The organism is Flaviramulus sp. BrNp1-15 (assembly GCF_022259695.1).
In the GTDB taxonomy this organism is placed as follows: domain Bacteria; phylum Bacteroidota; class Bacteroidia; order Flavobacteriales; family Flavobacteriaceae; genus BrNp1-15.
On sequence record NZ_CP092099.1, the window covers coordinates 1669876 to 1692589 of the forward strand.

At 32.3% G+C, this 22714-nt stretch carries 20 protein-coding genes; 5 read left to right on the forward strand and 15 right to left on the reverse strand.

Annotated features, from left to right (window positions below; genetic code table 11):
* Positions 1–1164 (reverse strand): aminotransferase class V-fold PLP-dependent enzyme, encoded by a 1164-nt coding sequence (locus MBM09_RS07375; RefSeq protein ID WP_238676209.1) that lies wholly within the window; start codon positions 1162–1164, stop codon positions 1–3.
* A gap of 11 nt (positions 1165–1175) precedes the next feature.
* Entirely contained in the window at positions 1176–2264 is a 1089-nt protein-coding gene (locus MBM09_RS07380; RefSeq protein WP_238676210.1) for a M42 family metallopeptidase, read from the reverse strand.
* A gap of 104 nt (positions 2265–2368) precedes the next feature.
* Here MBM09_RS07380 and MBM09_RS07385 point away from each other — a divergent pair, with 104 nt between their 5' ends.
* The 3 genes from MBM09_RS07385 to MBM09_RS07395 all read left to right on the forward strand — a co-directional run bounded on the left by MBM09_RS07385 (position 2369) and on the right by MBM09_RS07395 (position 5772).
* A complete protein-coding gene (locus MBM09_RS07385; protein ID WP_238676211.1) occupies positions 2369–3049 on the forward strand; it encodes a DUF4294 domain-containing protein in 681 nt (226 codons plus the stop codon).
* 3 nt (positions 3050–3052) lie between these two features.
* A complete protein-coding gene (locus MBM09_RS07390) occupies positions 3053–3679 on the forward strand; it encodes a hemolysin III family protein (protein WP_238676212.1) in 627 nt (208 codons plus the stop codon).
* A gap of 155 nt (positions 3680–3834) precedes the next feature.
* The gene (locus tag MBM09_RS07395) at positions 3835–5772 is read left to right on the forward strand and encodes a prolyl oligopeptidase family serine peptidase (protein WP_238676213.1); all 1938 of its coding nucleotides are present in this window, start codon (positions 3835–3837) and stop codon (positions 5770–5772) included.
* 129 nt (positions 5773–5901) lie between these two features.
* On the opposite strand, the gene MBM09_RS07400 is transcribed toward MBM09_RS07395, so the two are convergent.
* The 3 genes from MBM09_RS07400 to MBM09_RS07410 are packed head-to-tail and all read right to left on the reverse strand — an operon-like array spanning position 5902 to position 9877.
* The gene (locus MBM09_RS07400; protein WP_238676214.1) at positions 5902–6651 is read right to left on the reverse strand and encodes a T9SS type A sorting domain-containing protein; all 750 of its coding nucleotides are present in this window, start codon (positions 6649–6651) and stop codon (positions 5902–5904) included.
* Entirely contained in the window at positions 6651–8066 is a 1416-nt protein-coding gene (locus MBM09_RS07405) for a DUF1501 domain-containing protein (RefSeq protein WP_238676215.1), read from the reverse strand. Before MBM09_RS07405 ends, MBM09_RS07400 begins: the two co-directional genes overlap by 1 nt.
* 5 nt (positions 8067–8071) lie before the next feature.
* Positions 8072–9877 carry a DUF1800 family protein gene (locus MBM09_RS07410; protein ID WP_238676216.1) on the reverse strand — a complete coding sequence of 602 codons (1806 nt, stop codon included), beginning with the start codon at positions 9875–9877 and terminating at the stop codon, positions 8072–8074.
* Positions 9878–10045: 168 nt separating this feature from the next.
* Here MBM09_RS07410 and MBM09_RS07415 point away from each other — a divergent pair, with 168 nt between their 5' ends.
* Complete coding sequence (locus MBM09_RS07415) at positions 10046–10537, forward strand: GNAT family N-acetyltransferase (protein ID WP_238676217.1); 492 nt, start codon at positions 10046–10048, stop codon at positions 10535–10537.
* A gap of 114 nt (positions 10538–10651) precedes the next feature.
* Here the strand turns inward: MBM09_RS07415 and MBM09_RS07420 are convergent, their stop codons facing one another.
* From MBM09_RS07420 to MBM09_RS07430, 3 genes are all read right to left on the reverse strand, one after another.
* A complete protein-coding gene (locus tag MBM09_RS07420) occupies positions 10652–11080 on the reverse strand; it encodes a DUF4268 domain-containing protein (protein WP_238676218.1) in 429 nt (142 codons plus the stop codon).
* Positions 11081–11239: 159 nt separating this feature from the next.
* Entirely contained in the window at positions 11240–11914 is a 675-nt protein-coding gene (locus MBM09_RS07425; RefSeq protein WP_238676219.1) for a ZIP family metal transporter, read from the reverse strand.
* 52 nt (positions 11915–11966) lie between these two features.
* A complete protein-coding gene (locus tag MBM09_RS07430) occupies positions 11967–12698 on the reverse strand; it encodes a bifunctional 2-polyprenyl-6-hydroxyphenol methylase/3-demethylubiquinol 3-O-methyltransferase UbiG (RefSeq protein WP_238676220.1) in 732 nt (243 codons plus the stop codon).
* Positions 12699–12901: 203 nt separating this feature from the next.
* Here MBM09_RS07430 and MBM09_RS07435 point away from each other — a divergent pair, with 203 nt between their 5' ends.
* The gene (locus MBM09_RS07435) at positions 12902–14059 is read left to right on the forward strand and encodes a class I SAM-dependent RNA methyltransferase (RefSeq protein WP_238676323.1); all 1158 of its coding nucleotides are present in this window, start codon (positions 12902–12904) and stop codon (positions 14057–14059) included.
* 320 nt (positions 14060–14379) lie between these two features.
* Here MBM09_RS07435 and MBM09_RS07440 read toward each other — a convergent pair whose 3' ends face one another.
* The 7 genes from MBM09_RS07440 to MBM09_RS07470 all read right to left on the reverse strand — a co-directional run bounded on the left by MBM09_RS07440 (position 14380) and on the right by MBM09_RS07470 (position 22415).
* Entirely contained in the window at positions 14380–15567 is a 1188-nt protein-coding gene (locus MBM09_RS07440) for a phosphatidylserine decarboxylase (protein WP_238676221.1), read from the reverse strand.
* Positions 15568–15989: 422 nt separating this feature from the next.
* Positions 15990–16898 carry a DUF1080 domain-containing protein gene (locus tag MBM09_RS07445; RefSeq protein ID WP_238676222.1) on the reverse strand — a complete coding sequence of 303 codons (909 nt, stop codon included), beginning with the start codon at positions 16896–16898 and terminating at the stop codon, positions 15990–15992.
* A 623-nt stretch (positions 16899–17521) separates the two neighbouring features.
* Entirely contained in the window at positions 17522–18040 is a 519-nt protein-coding gene (locus tag MBM09_RS07450; RefSeq protein WP_238676223.1) for a hypothetical protein, read from the reverse strand.
* Positions 18041–18195: 155 nt separating this feature from the next.
* Positions 18196–19683: a ComEC/Rec2 family competence protein gene (locus MBM09_RS07455; RefSeq protein WP_238676224.1), complete on the reverse strand. Its 1488-nt coding sequence runs from the start codon at positions 19681–19683 to the stop codon at positions 18196–18198.
* A gap of 102 nt (positions 19684–19785) precedes the next feature.
* A complete protein-coding gene (locus MBM09_RS07460; protein WP_238676225.1) occupies positions 19786–20661 on the reverse strand; it encodes a sterol desaturase family protein in 876 nt (291 codons plus the stop codon).
* 59 nt (positions 20662–20720) lie between these two features.
* A complete protein-coding gene (locus tag MBM09_RS07465; protein WP_238676226.1) occupies positions 20721–21194 on the reverse strand; it encodes a monoheme cytochrome C in 474 nt (157 codons plus the stop codon).
* Positions 21195–22415, reverse strand: coding sequence for a sulfite oxidase (locus tag MBM09_RS07470; protein WP_238676227.1), 1221 nt, complete (start codon positions 22413–22415; stop codon positions 21195–21197).
* Between the last annotated feature and the right edge of the window lie 299 nt (positions 22416–22714).

Consider the following 22714-nt stretch of genomic DNA (forward strand, 5'->3'; position numbering starts at 1 on the left):
TTAATCATTTTTTAAAACCGAAGAAATACAAGCTATCAATTTTTTAAAATCGTCTTTAGTGTTAAACAAATGACAAGAAATTCTAATATAATTTCCTCTAAAAGAAAGGAAAATATTTTGTTTTTGAAGCTCCGATTTAAAAAGGTTAATATCTAAGTTTTTTGGTAATTCAATTCCAAATAAATGGTGCGTTCTATAATTTGAATCTTCAATCTTGCAACCTAATTGTTTTAATTCTAAAACAGCTTCTTCAGAAATATTTTTACAGTAGTCTTGAATTGCTTTTGGTGTCCATTTATTTATTTGTTTTAATGCTTCAATTTGCATTTTAACATAAATAAAGTTACCGTGTTCGCCAACCGAATAACGATTTGCTAAAGGTTTGTATTCAGGTTCATAATTTGTTAAGCCAGAAAAATTCTCACTATTTAAACGATTAGACCAATTTTCCTCAATTGGTGTTCCATTATCAAAATACTCTCCAAAATAACCATAAGCGCATCCATAAGGTCCGAAAAGCCATTTGTAACCTGCACAAATAAGAGCATCTGGCTGTATGTCTTTTACTGAAAAAGGTAAAGCGCCAATACTTTGGCTTCCGTCTATAATAAGTAAAGCATTATGCTTTTTAGCTTTTTTACTTATTGCTTTTAAATCGAACAAATTTCCATTAGACCAATGAATATGTCCTATAGCAATTACCGCGGTATTCTCATTTATGGAACTTAAAATATTTTTATTTAGTTGCTGAGATATATTAGTTCTAGAAGAAGATTTAATCGTTTTAATTGAAGCATCATATTTATTCGCTAGTTTCTGCCAGATGTAAACATTACTTGGAAATTGTTCTTCTATTATTAAAATGTTGTCTTCAGGTTTTAGCTTAATATTATTTGCAACACTTGCTAAACCGTAAGAAGCAGAAGGCATTGTTGCAATACGGTTATAATCGTTTGCATCTATAAGTTGTGCAAAAAGTTTTTTAAGTTCTGTAACAGGTTCAAAATAATCAGCTGTAGTAATTTTATACGCATGACTTTTTTGTAAAATACCATCAATACCTGCTTGCTCAACCGCTTTAAATAAAGGTGATTGAGCAGCAGTATTAAGGTAAGTTATGTTTTCTGGTATACTAAATAGATGTCTTTGATTTTGTAAAGCCATATTTATTTAGGTTACTCAAAATAACTAAATGTTTCTCCGTCTTTGATATTAAGAAGTGTTTCGTAAATTAATTTAATCACGTTTTCAACATCATCTTTATGCACCATTTCTACGGTTGTGTGCATATAACGTAGCGGTAATGAAATTAACGCTGAAGCAACACCTCCATTACTATAAGCAAAGGCATCTGTATCTGTACCTGTAGCTCTTGATAACGCCGAACGTTGAAACGGTATTTTTTTATCTTCAGCAGTATCTGTAATTAAATCTCTTAGTTTTTGTTGTACAGCAGGCGCGTATGCCACCACAGGACCAAGACCAATTTCTAAATGACCTTCTTTTTTCTTTTCAATCATTGGTGTAGTAGTATCGTGCGTTACATCGGTAACAATAGCCACATTTGGTTTAATGGTTTGGGTAATCATTTCTGCGCCTCGTAAACCTATTTCTTCTTGAACCGAGTTGGTAATGTAAAGACCAAAAGGTAATTTCTTTTTATTTTCTTTAATTAAGCGTGCTACTTCGGCAATCATAAATCCACCCATACGGTTATCTAAAGCGCGACAAACAAATTTATCACCATTTAAAATATGAAATTCATCTGGATAGGTAATAACACAACCTACGTGAATACCCATTTTTTCAACTTCGGCTTTATCTTTTGCTCCAACATCAATAGTAATATTGTCTGGTTTTGGAGGTTCTTCTTTTACTCTACTTCTTGTATGAATAGCTGGCCATCCAAAAACACCTTTTATAATACCTTTTTTGGTATGAATATTGACAATTTTACTAGGTGCAATTTGATGGTCACTACCACCGTTTCTAATTACGTAAATCAATCCGTTGTCCGATATATAATTAACATACCATGAAATTTCATCAGCATGTCCTTCAATAACAACTTTATATTTTGCTTTAGGATTTATAACCCCAACAGCACTTCCGTAGGTGTCTGTAATAAACTCATCTACATAGGGTTTTAAATAATCCATCCATATTTTTTGCCCTGTCCATTCATATCCTGTTGGAGATGCATTATTTAAATATTTTTCTAAAAAGTCCATCGACTTTTTGTTAAGAATGCTCTTTTTTGCCATTTATAAAAGTTTTGCACTAAAATAATAATATAAATACAAAAAAGATGTTTTTACACTATGTAAATTAGTAATTTTGGCATATTAAATGCTCCTGTATTTATTATATGAACTTATTCAAATACTTATTCATATTATTCCCATTTATTCTCATTGCTCAGGTAAATGAAATTGAGCAAGATACTACTACAGTTGAGTACCTTATAATAGAAGGCGATTCTATTCCTAGAACATCTATAGATTTGGATGAAGTGATGCTTTTGCATAAACTTGAATTTGATAGTAGAGAAGACCGTATTCGATATTTAATTTTACGTAGAAAAACCATTAAAGTATATCCTTATGCAAAATTAGCTGCAGAACGATTAGATTCTATGAATGCAAGAATGGCAACCTTAAAAAAGAATCGAGATAAAAAGCGTTATACTAAGCGTGTTCAAAAATATATTGAAGGTGAGTTTTCTGATGAATTAAAGAAAATGACACGTACTGAAGGACAAATTTTAGTTAAATTGATTCACCGCCAAACGGGAACCACAGCATTTGACTTGATTAAAGAACTTCGCAGTGGTTGGCGTGCTTTCTGGTACAACACAACAGCAAGTATGTTTGATATTTCGTTAAAGCGTGAGTTTGATCCCTTTAATGAAAAGGAAGATTATTTAATTGAAGATATTTTACAACGAAACTTTCAAAGCGGACGTTTAGATCGACAAAAATCTGCAATAGAATTCGATTTTTACGATTTAACCGATAAATGGTTACATTCTAAATCTCCAAAAAAATAATACATGCGTATTCAAACCTCTTTTGAAGAAAAACTTAATACTATATCTCATGCAATTGGTGCATTGCTTGGTATTGCAGCTTTAGTGTTGCTAATAATTTATAGCACAAACAAAACAGATTGGAGTCTTTTTAGTGTTATTGTTTATGGTATTTCTATCATTATTTTATTTAGTGCTTCAACATTTTACCATGCAGTGAGAGGCGAGAGGCGTAAGCACTATTTTAGAATTGTAGACCATATAAGTATATATTTTTTAATTGCCGGAACATATACACCTGTATGTTTAATTTCTTTAGAGCAAACTCAAGGTTGGACACTTTTTTGGTTAGTTTGGGGAATTGCCGCTTTTGGAGTAATTCTAAAACTGTTTTTTACGGGTAAGTTTGAAGTGTTTTCCACTTTACTGTATCTAGTCATGGGTTGGCTTATCATTTTTGACTTCACCAATCTTACAGAAACTATTGGCAATAATGGTATTTTATTTTTATTTGCTGGCGGTTTATCATATACCGTTGGTATTGTTTTTTATGCCATTCAAAAAATACCTTTCAATCATGTTATTTGGCATTTATTTGTTTTAGCTGGTGCCATTTTTCACTTCTTTATGATTTTCTTTTTTGTGATTTAAACATAAAAATTTTTAATAAGCTGTTGTTTTTGAGTAATATAATGTTAGTTTTTTGAATTTAAAAAGTTAACTTCGTTTTATTATTCAATTTAAATTACAGAATAATAAGTATAACGGCTGTTTATATTGAACGTTTTGCATAAAAAACTAGCATCATGAAAACCAAAATTTTAGGATTAGCAATTGTAGCACTTTTATTTTCTTGTAAAAAAGAAACTAAAATTGTTAAAAAAGAAATCAAACAATACTCAATTGAACAATTTATGGATAATGAAGCTGTTGGTGGAGGAAGTTTTTCTTCAGACAACACTAATCTATTAGTATCAAGCAATAGATCAGATATCTATAATGCATATACTATTCCTGTAAAAGGAGGTCAAATGACTGCTATAACAACTTCTGATAGCACGTCTATTTTTGCAGAATCGTATTTTCCAAATGACAATAGAATCTTATTGAGTGCAGATGGAAATGGAGATGAAATTGATCATTTATTTGTAAGAGAATTAGATAGCACAATTAAAGATATCACTCCAGAAAAAGGAGCAAAATCTAGTTTCTATGGCTGGTCAAAAGATGATAATTATCTTTATTATGGTTCTAATAAACGAGATGCTCGCTTCTTTGATGTTTATAAATTATCTATTACAGATTATTCATCACAAATGATTTATCAAAATAATGATGGTTTAAATTTTAGTGGAATGTCTGATGACGAAAATTATTTTGCCTTATCAAAATCTCTTAATACTAATGATAGTGATTTATTTCTTTATGATGTAAAAACTAAAGAAATGACTAAAATTAACGAAAATAGAAGTGCTAATTCTGCTCAGGATTTTTCTAAAGATAATAATACATTGTATTATACAACAGACGATGGAGGAGAATTTTCATATTTAATGGCTTTTGATTTAAGTACAAAAGAAAAGAAAAAGATTATTGAAAAATCATGGGATATTATGGGAAGTGGTTTTACTTCCAACGGGAAGTATATGTTGGTTTATGTAAATGAAGATGGAAAAAATGCTATTGAAGTTTTAGAAGCAAAAACAATGAATCCAATAGATTTGCCAGACTTTGGAAACAAAAGTATTACTAGCGTAGGTTTTAGTGATGATGAAAAGTGGATGCGAATGTATGTTGGTGGCTCAAATTCTCCTTCAGATTTGTATACTTACAATATAGAAACTAAAGAAAAATATAAGCTTACAGATGTATTAAATAGTGCTATTGATGTTGAAGATTTAGTAACAGCGAAAGTAATACGATTTAAATCATTTGATAGTACTGAGATACCTGCAATTTACTACTTGCCTCATCAGGCTTCTATTGATAATAAGGTGCCGGCAATGGTTTGGGTTCATGGTGGTCCTGGAGGACAAACGCGTCAAGGATTTAGTTCTTTAATTCAGTATATGGTTAATCATGGTTATGCGGTTTTAGCAGTTAATAATCGTGGTAGCAGTGGCTATGGAAAAACTTTTTATAAAATGGATGACAAAAATCATGGAGAAAAAGATTTGCAAGATTGTGTAGAAGGTAAAAATTGGTTAGCTCAACAACCTGAAATTGATGGTGATAATATAGGAATAATAGGTGGATCTTATGGAGGTTACATGACCATGGCAGCGTTAACATATACTCCAGAGGAGTTTGATGTTGGTGTAAATTTATTTGGTGTAACCAATTGGATGCGCACATTAAAAAGCATTCCACCTTATTGGGAGTCGTTTAGAGAGTCTCTATATTTAGAATTAGGAGACCCTTTTTCGGCAGATTCTGTTCGTTTGAAACGCATTTCTCCTTTATTTCATACCGATAAAGTTACTAAGCCATTAATTGTTTTACAAGGTTCTAAAGATCCACGTGTACTACAAGTTGAGTCTGATGAAATTGTAGCAGGTGTTCGAAAAAATGGAGTACCTGTAGAGTATGTGCTTTTTGAAGATGAAGGTCATGGTTTCGTAAAAAAGGAAAACCAAATAGAAGCTTACAGTAGAATATTGAAGTTTTTAGATGAGTATCTTAAGAAAGAGGATACACATTTAGATGGTGAAATGTCATCAACTGAAATTGAAGTCGAAAAATAAATAATATAGATTTACTTTAAAACATGAATTTAGGAATTCTTAAGTTTTGAATGTGTTGTAATTTTAAGTTTTTTGGTAGACTAAAAAACAGTTGCTTTATTTACTAAAGTTATTAAGTTAAATACAAAACTACTCGCGCTTAATCAGTTTAAAGCTTTTTATATTGCTGTTTTGTTCAATATTTAAAATATAAATACCAATGGATAAAGATTGTCCATTTAAAGGAATAGGGTAAGTCTCAATATCTTCAGTTAAATCAAGTGTGTTATTTAGTATTTCGCGTCCTAAAATATCAAACAACCTGTAAGTAACAGGAAGATTTTCATCCAAGGTTACAATTCTTAATGTTATATCATTTTCAAACGGATTTGGATACACTAAAGCATTAAAGCCTTCTTCTTCATTAATCACTTCAAAAGGATCTGTAATATTTATTTTTATTTCACTAAACCCAAAACAATTGCCACCAAAATTAGTTGTTGGTGTAATTAAAACATATCGGGCTTTAGCTCCGTTAAAATCTGGTCCGTTTTCATCACCTTCATAAGTAGATAAACCAGAAGCTTGTTCTATTTGAAACTCGCCTAAGTTTGTCCAAGTAACTCCATCTATTGAATAATCTATATTAAAATCGTTAATACCATATTGTAAGTTTTTGGGTTCGTTAGCATTCCAGAATTTGGATTCATTTAATACATATTCATATCCAAAATCGTACATAATCCAATGAGTTTCGCCATAAGAAGTAATAGGATTAGTAGAGGTTTCACAAGAAACCCAACCGTCAAACCATGAGGTACTATGTCTATCAGGATAACATTGTGCAAATGTTATTTGGCAGAGCAACATGAATGCTATGTAGATTATCTTCTTTTTCATTAGCCCATATTCATAAAACCTAGTGGAGGAACACCAGATGTTGTATCGTAAAAATTTGAAATATTTGGTAGAATTGTACTTAGTTCTGATGCTGGAACACCAAACCATAAGGCTAGTTCTGCCAAATATAAATCTGCAGCAGTTGTAGGTATCATAACACCATCTTGAAAATCGACACCACTATTTAATGCAAGCGTTGGGTAATCACCATAAATTTCTTTACCATTAACAGCAGCACCCATCATAAAGGCATTTCCACCCCAAGCATGGTCGGTTCCATTTCCGTTAGATGTTAATGTTCTTGCAAAATCTGATACACTAAAAGTAGTTACACAATCACTTACATTTAATTCGGTTAAAACATCATTAAAGTATTTTAAAGCTTCATTTACTTGTGCCAAATTATTAGCTTGATTAATTAATAATTCATCATGGTGGTCCCAACCACCAAGTTGAACAAAAAATGTTTGTCTGGAAAACCCTAAAGTATCTCTGGCAGCTATTGTTTTTGCAACCATTCGTAATTGAGCTGCTAAATTATTGTATTCTGGTAGTATAGTTGAAAACTCTGGTATGGTTTCTACAGCTGTTTGAAATTCAATACTAGATTCATTGGATGTTTTAATAGTATTTTTATATGTATTTTTAAAAATGTCTTGATAATCTCTTTCCAGCATAGAGTTTAATGCCTGAGTACGAAGTTGGTTAAAACCGTTTGATTCTCCATAACCACTAATACCTATACTACCTTCATTACTTATAGCATAAGGTATAATTTCGTTACCACGTTGAAAAACATTACTGCCCTGAAGCGAAATGTTCATGGAAATATTTTGATTGGAGTTCATAGATTGAACTAACTCTGCAATTCGTCCGCCCCAACCAATATTACTTCTTTCATGCGGTATACCTGTTTGCCATTGCTGAATTTGGTCTGCATGCGAAAATAGACCCAAAGGTGTTTTTACCACATTATTTTTAATATCGGTTTTAGTAGAAGGCTCGATAAGTGTCCCCACATTTGAAAGAAAAGCTAGATTACCACTTTCAAATATTTGTTGCATATCGGCCATTGATGGATGAACACCAAAAACACGACCATCAGTTGTGTTAGGATTTATTTGTAAAATATCGTTTTGTGGTATGGCTAAATTTGATCGTGTTGTAGCATATTCGTTATACTCACTATTGCCTTTTGGAATGAGCATATTAAACGAATCGTTACCACCAGCAAGCATGACACAAACCAAAGCTTTATAGTCTCCACCAACTGTAATTAGTGGTGAATTATCAACAGCTGAAGCTGCCATAGCTTTTAAATTTATTAAGGACGAAAACAATGTGGTATAACCAAGTGCAGCACATGATTGTCCTAAAAATTTTCGTCTGGATATGTTGTCTTTATGCTTAGTCATTCATTTTATTTTAGTATCACATAATCTGGACTTATCAATATTAAATAAAGTGCCATTTTAACACGATTATGCATATAATCTACATTTGTATTCGTACCATTTATTGGGTCTACAGCATCAATAATAATTTGTTTTGTTTCATTTGAAAGTTGCCCACGAGTAAATAATTTGTCTAACTGATTTACTAAAACCTCGCTATCTTTTGCGTAATATTTTAGAGCTTCAAAATCTAATGGCGTGTTTTCTAATCCTAAATCCCAGGTATTTAAAATAGAATACCACTGTGGGTACGTCCAATAATCTACCTCATTTACATAGGCAAGACTACTGGCAGAATTATGTATTTGAAATTCTGGACCTAAGAGGTTAGCGGCATCAAATTCTGAACTAGGTACATAATCTGGAAGATAAAAATTAAAAACATGAGGAGCTGCTAAAGGTAACTGCCTTGTTGCATTAAAAAAGTTATAGCCTACATTCCAGTTTAAATTGTTTTGATTGTTTAAATCTATTTGTCGTGCTACATTAAAATAGCGCACCATAGGCTCAATTAATTTGCCTTGAGTTGGGTTTTCAATCCAGCTACAGCTTCTGGCTTCTTCATCTAATAAAATGGCTTTTATAACTGCTTTCATATCGCCTCTAACACCTTTTGTATTATTGAAAGCTGCACTAACTCTTCCTATATAACCTGGAGAAGGATTAGATTTAACCATTTGTTGTATTAATCGTAAAGACACAAAAGGAGCAATATTTTGATGATTGAATAAATTATCAATGGCATCTTCAATATCTTTCATTCCAGATTGACCACTAGGGACAGTATAACCGTTTAATAAATGTTTTTCACCCGGTTGATGCCAATCGTCATACATTACCATAGATTTGTCTTTAATTGCGAAATAGAAACCTACTCCAAAGTTCGCAGTAACATTCCATTCGTTTTCCATTACTTCAGCTGGTCCTAGACCAGTAAAAACCTTTGCAAACTCTTTAATATCATCATTGTTATAAGTTGGAATTCTATCACCATTACTATCTAAAACATAGGTTCCATTTTGATTTAATTCATATAAACCAATGGTAAACAATTGCATAACTTCTCTTGCAAAATTTTCATCTGGATGAATATTCTGCTCTGGGAAACTTCTAGGGTTGTTATAGTGACTCAAATAACCACCCATCATAGGGTGTAAAGTCATTTCTAATAAAAGCTCTCTAAAATTACCAAAGGCATTATCTTTTAAAACATCATAATAACTACCTAAGCCAACACCATAATCACCTAATGCAGAATCCCATGATATTACCAAAAATTCACTTAAAGCAAGAGCAACTTTCTGGCGAAGTAAATCCTGATTACCAATATTAGATTGCCACCAAGCATATTGAAAATGTGGCCAAAACGGACCAAAATAATCATCAGCGTTTCCACCATTAGCAACATAAATGTTTTTTGCTTGATTGTAAATACTTTGCGTAAGTATTCCCATTGATTGTGAATTCATAGCAAATTGACTATCAATCCAATCTTCAAAAGGGTTTTCGGAAACAGTTTTTATATAATTTAGATCAGTACCAAAAGTTGCCTGAGCTAGAAATCGAGAAGTTTCTAGTAAACGTGCATCTAAACCACTGCCGTTAATAGTCTTGTTTCCTGAAGCTGTTTCATTCCAATTAGTTTTACTTTGTTGACTACTGGTCGTTACTGTAATACCATTACTATGTCCTGCACCCAAATAATCTGAATACTCTTGTGAATACATGCATATAGAAAGGCTTAAAAAAAGAAAAGACAGTAGTTTTTTCATATTATGATGGCTAGGTACTTTAATAGTTAGGGAAACATAATTGATTAACTATGAGTCAAATATATATAAAAATATAGGTGAATTACCATATTTTTCGATGAACAGCATGTTAAATTTTGAACCATACTGTTTTATAGTTTTATATAAAAGTTTAATTTCGAATGTTATATGATAGAAATACAATCGGCAAATAACAAACCTGATTATTTACTAATTGAACAATTAGCAGATACCATTTGGCGCGAACATTACCCTACTATAATTAGCATAGAGCAAATAGATTATATGCTCGCTAAATTCAATTCTGCAAAAGCTATAGAATCTCAAATTAATGAAGGTTCACAGTTTTATTATATGGTTTTTAATAGAGTTCCTGCTGGATATTTAGCGATTAAGAATGAAGATGATTTTTTGTTTTTGAGCAAATTGTATGTTAAAAAGGAGTTTAGAGGCAAAAAAATAGGTAAAGCTGCCTTACAATTTATTGATGAAGAAGCTAAACGATATAATTTAAAAAGTATTCAACTTAAGGTTAATAAGTACAATACTAAGTCTATTTTAGCTTACGAAAAGTTAGGTTTTAAAAAAGTAAAAGCTATGATTACCGATATTGGTAAAGGCTTTATTATGGATGATTATTTGTTGGAGAAAATTTTATAAATTAAAGCTGTCATTCTGAGCGCAGCGTGAGAATCTGTTTGTTGTGTAATTACTTTAAAAAAATTTATTCCAATTTTAAAGATTGTCACGTCGTTTCTCTCCTCACAATGACGGTTACCCCTCAATAATATCTTTATACTCCTCAAAAAAAGCTTCAAACAAGCTCATTTTTTCGTTAAAAAATTCCATTACATCACGCCAGGAGTTTTTATTATGAATAGATACCTTTTGCTGTAAAGGCAGATAGACTCTGGAGATTTCCTTTTCATTATCTAAAAAATATTCTTCTTCAAAAATTGCATCAGGCAGAAATTCATCAAGAAGAATTGACTTTAAAGCAAGTAGTTTTTCCCAGTATTTAATACGGTTTTCAAGATCATCTTCAAGGTCTAAAGCTACCAAAGCTGTTTTATTATCAAAATAAAATTTAAAACTTAAGCCTTTTAATTTGGTGTCATACAAAATCCATTTCCGTGGAAATGATTTCCCGAAACTTGTCCAGAATTCTTGTCTTAATAATCGTGATTCTTCTTTACTAAACATTTAAAAGCCCATCCTTATTCCTTCCCAAGGGGAAGGATACACTCTTGTGTTATTTTTTCTTAATTTTTTAATAATTTATTTGAAACAATATTTTGTTAATTCATACACTTTTGATTTTATATCAGTTCCCTTTCTTGTGGAAAGGGTTAGGGAAAGGCTTTAAATCAAATAAGCAATCCCAACACCTAAAATAATAGCAATAAATTTTGACATATTAAATTTATGGCCTTCGCCGCTTTCAAATAAAATGGTGGTAGAAATATGAAAAAATATACCAATTACTATAGCATTAATTACATGTGCATAGTCTGCAATAACTGTTGAAGTATTAGAAATATAAGTCCCTAGAGGCGTCATAGCAGCAAAAACGACTAAAAAAATACCAATTTTAAATTTGCTAAAACTAGACTGAAACAAAAACAAAGTAATTAAAGTCGCAATAGGTATTTTATGTACTAAAACCCCGTAAACCATATCGTTATGATCATGTATTGGAAAACCTTCTAAAAAGCTATGAATACATAAACTAATAAACAATAGCCAAGGAAAAGCCTTTTCCTCTTTATGGATGTGTACATGCCCATGTTCTGCACCTTTAGAAAAAAGTTCTAAAACAATTTGCAGCATAATACCACACATTATGAATAACCCAGTAAGTTTGGTATCTAAATGCTCATAAACTTCTGGTAAGAGTTCAAAAAGGGTTAGAGCTAATAAAAAAGCACCACTAAAAGAGAGTAGGAGCTTGGTGTTCCAGGACTTTTGTTTTTTGGTTAAAAAGGCTAAAACAACACCTAAAATAACTGCAAGTATGGGAAAAATAAATTTATTCATTCAAAAAAATAATATTCACAAGAGTAAGTATAATTAATTATCAATTATAGGCTTACTTAAAAATCATAACTAAACGTTCAGATGTTTTAGACTTAAACGGATTTAATTTATAATCGCCAAAAACATCCAATAAATATACATCTGCCTGCTCAAAAAGCATTTCAAAATCACTTAAAGTAAACGCACGTACACGTTCTTGAAAATGATAATCCTCACCATCAGCAGTAAAAGTAATATCTTTTATAATATATCCATCTTCTACGTAACGTTTTAAATGGAATTCAATATCATCAACCGTTTTAACCTCCTCAGGCACTAAATTAGCAATAACATATTCACTATTCATAAAATCAATCACTCCAAAACCACTGGCATTTAAATCTGCTTTAATTGCTTTAATGGTTTTTAAGTTGTCATCATCATCTTCAAAATATCCAAAACTGGTAAATAAGTTAAATACGGCATCAAATTGTTTATGGAAAGGTTTACACATATCATGCACCTCAAAATGCAAACGGTGGTTTTCAAATTGTTTTGCAAAAGCAATGCTGTTTTCACTCAAATCGGCACCCGTAACATCATATCCAATTTTGTTAAGGTAGCGTGCATGTCTCCCTTTTCCACAAGCTAAATCTAAAATAGTACCACCTTCAGGAATATTTAAATAACTAGTAAGCGTATCCATAAAAGCTTGCGCCTCCTTAGAGTTTCGGTCCTTATATAAAGTATGGTAAAATGGCGTATCAAACCACGAGGTAAACCATTTAGTAGTGTTTTTAGTCATATACACTTCCTGTGTAGACAGGAATCTTTTTTTTATCTTTTTGGGGCTTCCCCCGAAAAACATCGGGGGGCAGGCTTTCCGCTATATCTTTTTTGCTTTTAATAGCAAAAAAGGATGCCGCTGCAATCCTTAACCTAAATTATCAATAAACTTTACGTTTGCCACAAAATTACGTTATTTTTGCAAGGTATTTTACAACAACAATGGAAGAAAATTTTAATATGGTAGCCAAAACCCTTTTTGGCTTTGAAGATTTGTTAGAAAAAGAACTCACCCAATTAGGTGCGCAACACGTTAAAAAAGGAACGCGTAACGTATCATTTGTGGGCGATAAAGGGTTTATGTATAAATGTAATTTAGCATTGCGTACAGCCATTAAAATTTTAAAACCCATCCATTCGTTTTCGGTAAGCAGCGAAAAGGATTTATACGATAAAATCTATAAAATGGACTGGGATAAGTATCTAAAACCAACAGGTACACTGGCGGTTGATGCTACTATTCATTCCGATTTGTTTTCTCACTCACTTTACATTGCTCAAAAAACAAAAGATGCTATTGTAGATAAGTTTAGAGATACTACAGGGCAACGTCCAAACGTAGATTTAAAATTTCCAGACTTAAAAATAAATGTACATATAGATAGACGCCAATGTACCATTTCGTTAGACTCATCTGGCGATTCGCTGCATAAACGTGGTTATAAAACAGCAACCAATATTGCGCCTATAAATGAGGTTTTGGCAGCTGGTTTAATAATGCTTTCTGGTTGGGACGGACAAACCGATTTTATGGATCCTATGTGTGGCTCTGGTACCATGCTTATTGAGGCAGCTATGATAGCCTGTAACATACCACCAAACCTTATGCGTAAAGAGTTTGCTTTTGAGCGCTGGCAAGATTGGGATGTTGAGTTATTCGAAAAAATTGAAGAATCGTTGTTGGGTAAAACTCGCGATTTTCATCATAAAATAATTGGTTACGATAAAGCACCAAGTGCGGTTGCTAAAGCCAAAGAAAATGTAAAAAATGCCCAGTTAGAAGATTTTATTGAGGTTAAGCATGAAGACTTTTTTAAAACCCAAAAAGGTGGTGATGCAAAGTTACATATGGTATTTAACCCACCATATGGTGAGCGTTTAAATATTGATATGGAGGAGTTTTACAAAAATATTGGCGATACTCTTAAACAAAATTACCAAGGTACCGATGCTTGGTTTATTACTTCAAACCTAGATGCGCTTAAGCATGTTGGTTTACGACCTTCCAGAAAAATACAATTATATAATGCCAAACTAGAATCGCGCTTGGTTAAGTATGTATTGTACGAAGGCAGTAAAAAAGGGAAGTATATGAAGTAGAATTTTTGATCAATACTTTTGTAAAATATAAGCCCCGTTTACGAGGCTTATGAATTTTTATAGGCTTTTTTTATTATTGTTGTATATAATTATCACCTACAACAACTCCACAAACAGCACCAAGACAATTATTGTCTCTTGGTGCGCAAGATCCCAAACAAATAGAAATAAAACATTATTTTTCATTTTCTTTATATTTAGTTTGTGTACTCTTTTTGAATTGGATTTTCCTCTTTACTCCGTAGTTTAATTGCCCATAAAGCTTATTTATTGATACATATCAAGTTTTACTTTAGTATATTATTTATTAAACACTCTTACTAGGTTGGATATACAGGCGGACAAGTGCTTATAGAGTTTCCATAGTGACGATAATTACTACATTCATTAATAAAAGGAGATTTTCCTTCTTGAAAAAGTAAAATAATATCAGACCCACCAAACTTAAAAAAACCAAATTCATCCCCTTTCGAAACAGTACTTCCGGGTATAGCTGTCATGTGTACAGATGATACTTGACACATTCCTATTGGAATTATAGCGACAATTCCCATATCTCCTTCTGTCGAACCTGTCGTATCAATAGTAATAATTCCTCTAGCCTGCAAAAACTGATATCCATTTTCAGCATTATCAGGCGCATCAAACTGCCCTTTAGAAATATTTACCTCTAAAAAAGTTAATCCTTGAACAGGAAAACATTCTTTAACAACTCCAGATACAGGAACATGAAAACGATGGTATGAATATGGACCTAAAAAATAGTGCACAAAAGTACCGTTGGCAAAACTATTAGCAAATTGACTACCCTTTAGTAATTCATTAATATTAGCTACTCTATGTGTTTGTTTAATAACAATTTCATCAATATATGAACTTTGGTTAATTGCATATTTTTTTCTGAACGTACAATCTGCTGGCATCGTTACAATACTATTATCATCAGGAGATGTAATAGGACGCAGTCCTGGATTTAACTCACGTGCAAAAAAATCATTAAAACTGTTCCAAGGAGCATTAGGTTTTCCATTAACCATGGAATCTTGAATTCTATACTGTGGTGAAAATTTTATAAATGAATTTAAAATAGTTTCATTAAATGACTCAGGAGTATTTAAAAAATCACCCCAATAGTTTGCGTAATCTACAAGAAATTCACTAAACCAAGGTATGTTTTGTGCTAATGTACCACTAGATGTTTGTTGATCTACCAAATAATAGTAATGACACAATCTATCATATACTTCTTGGCTATGTAATGTATTTGGCTTTCTCCAAGCTGCTTCACCACTTTGTTGCGGAATCCATTTTACAAAGGCATTCAAATAATTGATATAAGAATATCGATCTGTTGGCCAATATAAGGATTCAAATAAAACTTGATCTAGTGATAGTCTAGCATTATTTTTAGCAATATTTAATGATTGTTCTATTAGAGTCCAATCATCAGTAGTGGCTAAATTTAGTAAATAAACAATACCTTCATTTGATGTTTTAAAATTCTTCATTTTTTTCTGTTTATGAATTGGATTATCTTTGCGTCTAGATAAAATGACTTTGTAATTTTTCTTATAAAAGATGCTGTAAGATAAGTTTAATCTGTCAGAAAAAAAATACGTACTTATACGTAATTATCTGATAATGAGTTTGATGTGGTGTTGTTTTGTTATTCAGCACTGTGATGCGGAATCCGCTTTTTATTATGGATGCTGAAATCGAAGATTCACGAATTCAATATTCTAAAATAATAAACAATGAGTACTCGAGTTCAGCATGACAAAAATGTACGAAGGCAGAAAAAAAGGGTAGAGGTTTAATAAACTTTCTTTGTCATTCCGCACTACGATGCGGAATCTATTTTTTACTATGGATGCTGAATCAAGTTCAGCATGACAAAATATTAGGCAATACGATGCGGAATCAATTTCAATCAGAAATAAGAATTTAATTTTTGCTCTAAGGAATCTATGGCTCTTATTTTAATGTCTTTATAATATACTTCTGCAGCTTCGCTTTGTATTTGTATTTTACCTTTGGTTAAAGGCTCAAATTCCCCATTGTTATTTAGGTATCTTAAATTTTTTAATATCATAACCACTTCGTCATTTACCATATGCAAGCTTTTATCTTCAAAGCAGTATAAATCTAATGTATTCCACTCATCGTGTGGGTTTTCATAATTATTACTTCGTAAGCAATAGTTTTCATAAATACTTCCTTCACCAAACGGTATAAAATCTTGTGTTTCGTTTGCCATGGGATTAACTATGTATTCTGGTATGTAAGCGCGAATATCGATTGCAGAAGTTGCTTGACTCCAATAATCGCCTGTATGACCTTCCATGATTTGAAATTCTTGCGATAGCATCCACGATCTCCAGTATTCTGCACCCATTGGGCCAATGGAATGGTATAGAATTCCAGAGTCTTTAAGCAAGTTTTTTCTAGGTTCCCATTTTTTATCTCCCCACTTATATTTTAGTTGTAAATGGTAATTCTCATATTCTTTTTTTGATATTAAAGCGCCATAATATTCGCCACTAATTTTAAGGTTTAAGTCTTCACCATCTTTTATAACCTTAAACACTTGGTAAGTTGTGTCATTTAAGCCAATAGGCGCAATTAAGTCTCCATTTTCATTTTTTGGAGCCGTACCATCATAACCTAATTTGTGTTTAAAACTTAGGTAAGTATCCCAATGTGTAAGCTTATTGTCTATTAAGTGTTCCCAATTAAGTTCTGTTGTGGTGTTTTTTTGTTCTGTAGGCTTTTTACAAGAATTAAAAAGAGTAATTAATAAAAAGAGTGCAAGGTTTAATTTGGTTTTGGTTGTTTTCATGAGTTAAGGAATCTTTATGATGTGAAAGTAACATTAATTCCTTTTAATATAAAACGCCTTGTGTTAATACATTAATCAAATGTATAATAGTTTGTAATACCACAGAGCTATGTGGAATCTATTTTTTATTGTGATGCTGTTTTGAAGTTAGTACTATTTAAACTTCTACTAAACTTAAATAGGCATCCTTAGTCATTCCGAATGCATGTGAGGAATCCCATTATCATTTTTGAGTTTCGCTATGTGATTTCTCCTATCGTCGAAATGACTGTTGTGTAAAGAGTAATCTTTTAAATTGAATTGTCATAGCGAGGTACGAAGCTATCTGTTTAAATAATTCGTCATTACGAGGAATAAGGCACGAAGGACGAAGTAATCTTATTAATTGGACTAAATTTAACAGATTGCTTCACTTTGTTCGCAATGACGTGTTATTTTAGAAAGTAGAATAAAAGGAAGTATATAAATTAATTTTTTGGAAGGTTTGCTTATCGGTTTTGTGTATGATTAGTGGCGTGTTTAAGCCACTAATTTAGCAAATACAAACCGAATAGAAAATCCGTGAGGATTTTCGTAAGCAAGCTAAAACTAGCCATTAATTATACACGGTGTTGTCTGTAGTTTTAATTTATTGATATTTGATTCCTAAATCTTATATCCAATGTTGAATCTTTTACCTTAATTCTAAAAGAGTCTAGAGATTCTCCTTCTAATGATTTTATTTCATCTGGATTAATTTTGAAATCTAATGAATTTTTGAAATTATAGCCGATAATTTTGCTTATCAGATTTTGAGATTGATATTGAAAATAGATTGGCCATTTTAATTTCATAACGGACTGAATTTGCTCATAAAAGGCTATTCCATTTATTTCTTTTAGGAATTGTGGAAGGTCAGAGTCAATTACTTTTTTGTCTGTAGTAGCTATTTCTATAAATCTGTCAAATTCAGGGAAAATTTGTTCGAGAGTATAAAATTCAGAGAAATGAGTTTTTGTTAAATATACACCAACTCGACAATTAGGGTTTTCAGAAGTGTAATGCATTAAAATCCGATATGTTTCTATAATAACACGATTCCCTATTCTGTTTTTGTGATAAGAAAAGCCTCTATTCCAATATTTTAAATTTCTTTTACTCATTGACTTTTTTAATTACACACAATGTTCATGATATGAATCCGTTTCAATACTTCGTCTTCGCTCAGTACAAGTTAATTATATCAACCGATAAGCAAGTTAGTTATTTAATGTGAGAAAAAACACAAGTATTATACGTAATTGTCAATAATAAATTGTTAAAACCTCGAGGTAAACGTTTTAATTTCCCATTTGCTTTTACCTTCGTTTAGGGTGGCACAAAGTATTTTTTCGCCATCGGTACGTACATTTACCAAACCATACACAATACCATCAACCACTTTTAAACGGCTCATGGTTTTTACCTTATCGGTTGGGTTTAATGCACCAGAAGCCGTGTGTTTGTAGCGTATATTGGTTTTGGCTTCGTTATCTAAAACCACATCTATTTTGCCATCGGGTGTTTGGTAGTTTTTAGAGTTTACTTCGTAAGGGTCGCCCATGCGTAAGCTTCTGGAAATTTCGGTACTGTAAATTAGTGGCGTTACCATTTCATCATTTACAATTTTTTTAAAGCCTGTAACACCTGAGGCTGCAACTATATTTGGGCGAGGATGCGCGTGGGTTTCATCATCTCCTGAAGAAATTACAGTGGCAGCTGCATTTACATATTGTAAAAACTCGTAAGAACAATCATCGCTACCGTGGTGGCACGATTTTACAACATCTGCAGCTAATTCTATTAAATTGCCGGCTAAAGAATCTATAATATGTCGCTGACTTTTTTTGTTTAAGTCGCCGGTTAATAGTATGCGACTTCTGCCATAATCTACACGCAGTAACACGGAGTTTCCGTTGGTGTTTTTACTGTAGGAGCCCAAATCTTTTAAAACAGGTTTTCCGTTTAGGGTGTTTTCAATAGGCCCCAATATTTTAATAGCAGTGTCTTTGTCTTCCTCAAAACCTTCTAAATACTTAAACCCTTTGTCTGGGTTGTGTGCCAGCCTTTTTACATCGGCATCACTGGCTATAATAGTTTTTAAAAAGTCTGCCCATTCACCTTGAAGTTTTAAATCGGCATTTTGTTTGAGTCCGTTTTTAATGGAGGTTTTTCCGGTAAGTAAATCGTGCATTACACCACCTGTTTCATCACCTAAAAATCGTGATTTCTCTGCGCTTTTCCACCACGAAATACCTGCGTGATAAAAGTTTTTTACATTGGTTTTACTGGTGTCTAGCTCTTGTTGCTCGTGCTCGTTTGGATTTAGTAAATCCCATAAACCGCCATAATGGTCGGCATCACAATGGGAGCAAATCATAGCATCAAGCTCTATGGTGTCTTGCTTGTATTCTTTTTTAAATTTCCAATCTACAAAGTCGGCAGCACTTTTACCGTGAGGTTGCTTTGAGCGTTTATAACCACCATCAATTAACAGGTGTTTGCGCTCTGGTGTTACTATTAACACACCATCGCCTTGACCAACATCTATAAAATAGAGTTCTAGCAACGGGTTGTCGCCTAAATCATCGGCTTTTATATATACATTTTTTGCCCAACGGACATTAACTTTATAGCGTCCGTTAACTTTATTGTTATTAACTAACTCTATTCTATCGCCCCATAAGGCTTCTAAAAGCACTTTTGTGCCTTTACTGCTTGTGTAAACTTTTGAAGTGTTTGTTTTAAGGTATTTAATGGTTGGCATAACTTACTAATTTGGTTTTTAGAAAGTTACGAATTACACCATTTTTAAACAATACGTACTTGTACGTAGTTTACACAAGCGTTTAAGGCTGTTTTATGTGAGCTATTTTTGCCCTTTTTTAAATCCGTAGAGGTTTTGGTGAATAAAATCTTTAGGGAATTTATCATCGCCTCTAAATCCAATCTCAACTTTACCGCTATCTTCTGGAATATAGTTTGTTTTAAAAATATAATCCCAAAGGCTTAAACTAATCCCGTAGTTTACACCATAAGTACCTTTTGGTAATACATAAGCATGATGGTATAAATGCATTACAGGGTTGTTGAAAATGTATTTAAGTGGCCCCCAAGTAATCTTAATATTAGAATGGTTAAGATGACCAATTGTAATCGCTATAAAGTGAACTATATAAGCTTGATCTGGTTCGAAACCACCTAAAATCATAACACCAAATGTTTTTAATGGCTTGTATAATATGTTTTCCATCCAGTGGTAACGTAAATGTGCAGCAAACCCCATTTCTTTTACACTGTGGTGTACTTTATGGAACTTCCATAAAAATGCATATTTATGTAATAATACGTGTGTAAACCACTGTACAAAATCTAAAATAATAAAGAATACTAACAATTGCGCCCACATTGGCCAACTCGAAATATCCATAAGTGCTAAACTTTTTGCAGTAATATTAATATCTGCAAAGAGTAATCCTAAAATTTTATAAACGCCACTTATAACTATTGAGAAGATGAAAAAGTTAAAGAACATATAAAAGGCATCTAGCCAAAAGTCTTTTCTAAAAATAGATTGTTCTTTTCTCCAAGGAAATGCGATTTCTAAGCCCCAAACAATAAGCGAAATTACAGTAAGTCCCCAAAAGTAATTGGTGTACCAAGGCACTTCAAAAATTATTGATTTCCATGTCCAATTTACCGTTCCCATGAAAGCATTTATAAATGCATCTAAATATTTTTCCATAATAATTGTTTTTGTTGTTATTTACTCTTCTTTTAAAATTCTATTATTTAATAAGGACACTAGTCCTTTAGTTCATACCAATCTATATTTGTTAAAGTTGCGCGTCTACCCACATCTATTACCGGGTAGTTGGCAACTAAGTAATTTACTATTACCTCTTGGTTTTTGCCTAAATCCCAAAGGTTTTGTGTTTCCTGCATCCATTTTATTGTTGCGTTCCAGCGTTCTGCAGTCATTCTGTTTTGAATCACCAATTTTGATGAATGGCAGTTGGTGCAATTATTAACCACCGTCATTAAGCCTTCTGCATCTATAAGTCCTGTTCTAACATGAATACCGTTTTCTATTCTATCTTCATCAACTTCAATAGGGACACTGGCAATAGTGTTTGATTCTGTTTTAAATGAGAAAAATCCAGGATTAACAGTATAATAAACCAGTAAACCTCCTGTTATTACAAACAGACTGAATAGCAGTACCAATAAACGGTACACTTTTTTTACTTGTTTCCTAAAAACTTCTTCTTTAGACATTTAGCTTACTTTAACCGCAATTCTGTGACACGCATTATTTAAATACCCTTTAGGATTCCAACCTGGTAATAGCATAGGTTGTGCTATACCTTGAGTATCTGTTGCTCTTGCCCAAACTTCATAATATCCTTTTTTAGGGAAATTTACTGTTGCTGAAAAATGTTGCCATGCTAAACGGTTTGATGGTTTTTCAATAGGGCAAACATTCCAAGTAGAACCAAAATCTATAGAGTATTCCATTTTAGCAACTTCTAATTCTCCTGCCCATGCATGACCTCTTATATTAAGCGATTTTCCATCTTTTATTATGGCGCCCGATTTAGGATATGTAATTAACGATTTTACAGGCATAGACTCAATAATGCACATATCTTCCTCTTTTACTTTTTCTCCAGGTGCAACAGGTTCACAAGGTACTCTATAAGCGTCTCCTGTCATTTTTGTACCATCATGCACTTTGTTTCTTATGCTAATTCTATTTATCCATTTTCCTGAAACAGATGCTGGCCAGCCTCCAGCTATTAAACGCAATGGATAACCATGTGCTAATGGAATAGCCTCACCATTCATTTTAAAGGCTAAAATAGTTTCATCTTGAAGCGCTTTTGGCATTGGGCAACCTCTAGAAATAGGTTCTTTTTCTGGGTCTCTGCTTAAATGTACATCTACGGCATGAAATCCTATATATACTGCATTACTTTTTATACCTGCATCTTCTAGTACATCGCGTAAGCGAACACCGGTCCAATTTGCACAATGTACCGCACCAACGGTCCATTGGTTTCCTTTTGCAGGTGGGTTAAACTCACTACGCCCATTACCACCACACTCTAAAGTTAATTGGTAGGTATACTGTTTAAATTTAGATTGTAATTCTGCTAAAGTGTAGGTTTTTTGTTTTACAACCGATTCTCCATCAATTGTAAGTGTCCATTTTTTAGCATCGATATCTTCAGGTACTAATCCGTTATTTCTAATAAACATACAAGAGTTGGGTGTAACCTTATCGTCCAGCAAATGCGCTTGGGCTTCAATGTTCCATGGTTTGTCATTTAAAACAACCATTTCCTTATTCTTATTAAATAGTTTAAAAGGATCTGGATCTTGTAAGGCTAAAGGCGTATAACCATCTAATAGGTTAGATCCAAAAACAACTTCTGCTCCAATTAGTGTAGCAAACGTACTTAATGTAGCTTTTTTGGCGAAATCTCTTCTTTTCAAAATAATTAAATTTTTGGTATTAGTACAAAAATCGGTTCAAAATACAATTTCTAATATTCTTCAATTGTAACAATTGTTACATTGACTATTTAACAGATTTAGTAATAATTAATGTTAGTAAATTTTATTATTTCTATAAATGATATCAATCAGCTTAATAAAAATTGTTTCTAAACTGATTGATATCATTTTGAAATGCTTATTAGGGTGATATATTATTGAAATTATTTTAATGCCATTTATTTTCAATGTAACATATGTTACATTAAAACTGTTTCGGTATTAGTATTTTGCTCGAC

What these genes read in the sequence shown, in the direction of transcription:
- MBM09_RS07440 (WP_238676221.1), bottom strand. Translation starts at nt 15,567, where the DNA reads ATGAAGAATTTTAAAACATCAAATGAAGGTATTGTTTATTTACTAAAT.
- MBM09_RS07390 (WP_238676212.1), top strand. Translation starts at nt 3,053, where the DNA reads ATGCGTATTCAAACCTCTTTTGAAGAAAAACTTAATACTATATCTCAT.
- MBM09_RS07420 (WP_238676218.1), bottom strand. Translation starts at nt 11,080, where the DNA reads ATGTTTAGTAAAGAAGAATCACGATTATTAAGACAAGAATTCTGGACA.
- MBM09_RS07425 (WP_238676219.1), bottom strand. Translation starts at nt 11,914, where the DNA reads ATGAATAAATTTATTTTTCCCATACTTGCAGTTATTTTAGGTGTTGTT.
- MBM09_RS07385 (WP_238676211.1), top strand. Translation starts at nt 2,369, where the DNA reads ATGAACTTATTCAAATACTTATTCATATTATTCCCATTTATTCTCATT.
- MBM09_RS07435 (WP_238676323.1), top strand. Translation starts at nt 12,902, where the DNA reads ATGGAAGAAAATTTTAATATGGTAGCCAAAACCCTTTTTGGCTTTGAA.
- MBM09_RS07430 (WP_238676220.1), bottom strand. Translation starts at nt 12,698, where the DNA reads ATGACTAAAAACACTACTAAATGGTTTACCTCGTGGTTTGATACGCCA.
- MBM09_RS07410 (WP_238676216.1), bottom strand. Translation starts at nt 9,877, where the DNA reads ATGAAAAAACTACTGTCTTTTCTTTTTTTAAGCCTTTCTATATGCATG.
- MBM09_RS07465 (WP_238676226.1), bottom strand. Translation starts at nt 21,194, where the DNA reads ATGTCTAAAGAAGAAGTTTTTAGGAAACAAGTAAAAAAAGTGTACCGT.
- MBM09_RS07380 (WP_238676210.1), bottom strand. Translation starts at nt 2,264, where the DNA reads ATGGCAAAAAAGAGCATTCTTAACAAAAAGTCGATGGACTTTTTAGAA.
- MBM09_RS07405 (WP_238676215.1), bottom strand. Translation starts at nt 8,066, where the DNA reads ATGACTAAGCATAAAGACAACATATCCAGACGAAAATTTTTAGGACAA.
- MBM09_RS07400 (WP_238676214.1), bottom strand. Translation starts at nt 6,651, where the DNA reads ATGAAAAAGAAGATAATCTACATAGCATTCATGTTGCTCTGCCAAATA.
- MBM09_RS07460 (WP_238676225.1), bottom strand. Translation starts at nt 20,661, where the DNA reads ATGGAAAAATATTTAGATGCATTTATAAATGCTTTCATGGGAACGGTA.
- MBM09_RS07445 (WP_238676222.1), bottom strand. Translation starts at nt 16,898, where the DNA reads ATGAAAACAACCAAAACCAAATTAAACCTTGCACTCTTTTTATTAATT.
- MBM09_RS07415 (WP_238676217.1), top strand. Translation starts at nt 10,046, where the DNA reads ATGATAGAAATACAATCGGCAAATAACAAACCTGATTATTTACTAATT.
- MBM09_RS07395 (WP_238676213.1), top strand. Translation starts at nt 3,835, where the DNA reads ATGAAAACCAAAATTTTAGGATTAGCAATTGTAGCACTTTTATTTTCT.
- MBM09_RS07455 (WP_238676224.1), bottom strand. Translation starts at nt 19,683, where the DNA reads ATGCCAACCATTAAATACCTTAAAACAAACACTTCAAAAGTTTACACA.
- MBM09_RS07450 (WP_238676223.1), bottom strand. Translation starts at nt 18,040, where the DNA reads ATGAGTAAAAGAAATTTAAAATATTGGAATAGAGGCTTTTCTTATCAC.
- MBM09_RS07375 (WP_238676209.1), bottom strand. Translation starts at nt 1,164, where the DNA reads ATGGCTTTACAAAATCAAAGACATCTATTTAGTATACCAGAAAACATA.